The following is a 2,086-nucleotide window of genomic DNA, read 5'->3' as shown; positions in this document are numbered from 1 at the left end:
CGGCAGCAGAGCCCACCCACCCGGCCGATCCTGCTCGCGATGCCCCGTCCGCCGCCCCGGCGCCTCCGTCGTTCGGCCCGCGGCGCCACGCGCCCGACCAGGCCCCGTCGTCGTCGGGTCGCCCTGACGTCGCGTCCGTGCCGCTGGACACACCCGCGGGAGCGCCCGGCGTGCCGCCAACCCGTCCGTCGCCCCACACCCCGCGGGACACGCCCTCGCGGCGGTCCAAGTCGGCCATCCGGGCCTGGAGTTCCGCGCAGCGCGCTGTCGCGCGTCGGTGGTCGTCTTGGGCCCAGGCGAGGTCGAGGCGGAGGGTGTCGGCCTGTTCGCGGGTGGGGGCGGTGGCGAGGAGGCGGGTCAGTTCCGTCTGGCGTTCGGCCGCGTACTTCTGTTCGCGGAGCATGACGTCGAGCCGGTCCCCGAGGGCGTCACGGCCACCGGGCCGGGCGTCGTACGCGGCGAGCGCGGCGGCGTGCAGGGCCCGGGCGCGTTCCGTCTCCGGGCCCGCGCCCCCCGGGCCGTACTGCCCGGCGAGGTCCTGCAGCAGCGCCTCGACCACGTCCCAGGGCGGCATCTCACGCCCGTCGAGACAGGCCCGCATGCCCTCGGGGTCACGCTGCCAGAACACCGCGCACCAGCCCCCGGACGGGTCCAGGCGTGCCAGCAGACCGTCCAGGTAATGCGCGAACTCCCGTACTTCCCTCGGGAGTCGATCCGCCGCCATCGCTCAACTCCCGCCCGACCGGAGCACTCCGCCCAGTAGGCAACACCAGTCGTGTTACAGCCGTGCTACGGGGAGTTTTCACACGCGGCGCAGCAGCCTCAGCGCAGCCGTCGTCAGACCGGCACCAGTACGCACCGCCCTGCCAGCTCGTCCATCGACAGCCCGAGCGCGCCCGCCAGCGCGGCCACGGTGAAGAAGGCGGGGGTCGGAGCCCGCCCGGTCTCGATCTTCCGGAGCGTCTCCGGGGAGATGCCCGCGCTAGCCGCGACCTCCGCCATGCTCCGGTCGCCACGCGCCGCACGCAGCAACCGGCCGAGCCGTTCGCCGCGTTCGCGCTCTTCGGGGGTGAGAGGGGTGCGCACCATGCCCCCATTCTAATACCGGTATAGTAATTGGCATGGTTGAGCTGAAGACCGATGTGTCGATCGAAGCGATGTACGAAGCGGGCCAGGTCGTCGCCCGCGCCCTGACGGCCGCACAGAAGGCCGCCGACGTGGGCGTCTCTCTGCTGGAGCTGGACGAGGTGGCGCACGACGTCCTGCGGGAGGCGGGAGCGACCTCGCCCTTCCTCGGCTACCGGCCGTCCTTCGCGCCGACCCCCTTCCCCGCCGTCCTGTGCGTCTCGGTCAACGACGCGATCGTGCACGGCATCCCGACCCCCTACCGGCTGCGCGACGGCGACCTGGTCTCCATCGACTTCGGCGCGGAACTGGGCGGCTGGGTCGGCGACTCGGCCCTCAGCTTCGTCGTGGGCACCCCGCGCCCGGCCGACCTGCGCCTGATCGAGACCGCCGAGCGCGCCCTCGCGGCCGGCATCGAGGCCGCCGTCGTCGGCAACCGCATCGGCGACATCGCCCACGCGATCGGCACCGTCTGCCGCGCCGCGGGTTACGGCATCCCCGACGGTTTCGGCGGCCACGGCATCGGCCGCCGGATGCACGAGGACCCCGGAGTGCCGAACGAGGGCAGGCCGGGGCGTGGGATGCGCCTGAGGCACGGCATGGCGCTGGCGATCGAACCCATGGTCATCGCGGGCGGCATCGACACCTTCCATCCGGCCCCCGACGGCTGGACCCTGAAGACGGACGACGGCTCCCGCGCGGCCCACGCGGAGCACACGGTCGCGATCACGGACGCGGGGCCGAGGATCCTGACCGCACGCTGAGACCATCCTGACCGCACGCTGAGACTGCCGGGATTATCCAGGTATGCCCCGAAGGTGCCCCTTGTCCGCGATCGTGCGAAGGTGTTCTACGAGCGCGCCCCAGGTGTAACGGGCTGCCACCCGGGTTACCCGACCCCGGCACGTCGACCAGCGAGGGCGTCCCCCGCCCGCGCGCCGGGGACGCCCTCGCTGGTCGA

General features: G+C 73.2%; 2 protein-coding genes and 1 pseudogene. 1 reads left to right on the top strand and 2 read right to left on the bottom strand.

Translation table 11 applies throughout. From position 1 onward, the window contains the following. Both CCL05_RS05515 and CCL05_RS05510 read right to left on the bottom strand, forming a co-directional pair. Positions 1–724 (bottom strand): annotated as a pseudogene (locus tag CCL05_RS05515) (hypothetical protein); the annotation flags it as partial. A 113-nt stretch (positions 725–837) separates the two neighbouring features. Then, the gene (locus CCL05_RS05510) at positions 838–1,089 is read right to left on the bottom strand and encodes a helix-turn-helix domain-containing protein (RefSeq protein WP_086559340.1); all 252 of its coding nucleotides are present in this window, start codon (positions 1,087–1,089) and stop codon (positions 838–840) included. Between the two features lie 32 nt (positions 1,090–1,121). On the opposite strand from CCL05_RS05510, the gene map reads away from it, so the two are divergent. Next, the gene (gene map, locus CCL05_RS05505; protein WP_086559339.1) at positions 1,122–1,889 is read left to right on the top strand and encodes a type I methionyl aminopeptidase; all 768 of its coding nucleotides are present in this window, start codon (positions 1,122–1,124) and stop codon (positions 1,887–1,889) included. The last annotated feature ends 197 nt before the right edge of the window (positions 1,890–2,086 follow it).

The sequence above is a fragment of the Streptomyces africanus genome, from assembly GCF_002150735.1.
Lineage (GTDB): Bacteria > Actinomycetota > Actinomycetes > Streptomycetales > Streptomycetaceae > Streptomyces > Streptomyces africanus.
This window is presented reverse-complemented; position numbering and strand designations above follow the sequence as displayed.

What these genes read in the sequence shown, in the direction of transcription:
- CCL05_RS05510 (WP_086559340.1), bottom strand. Translation starts at nt 1,089, where the DNA reads ATGGTGCGCACCCCTCTCACCCCCGAAGAGCGCGAACGCGGCGAACGG.
- map (WP_086559339.1), top strand. Translation starts at nt 1,122, where the DNA reads ATGGTTGAGCTGAAGACCGATGTGTCGATCGAAGCGATGTACGAAGCG.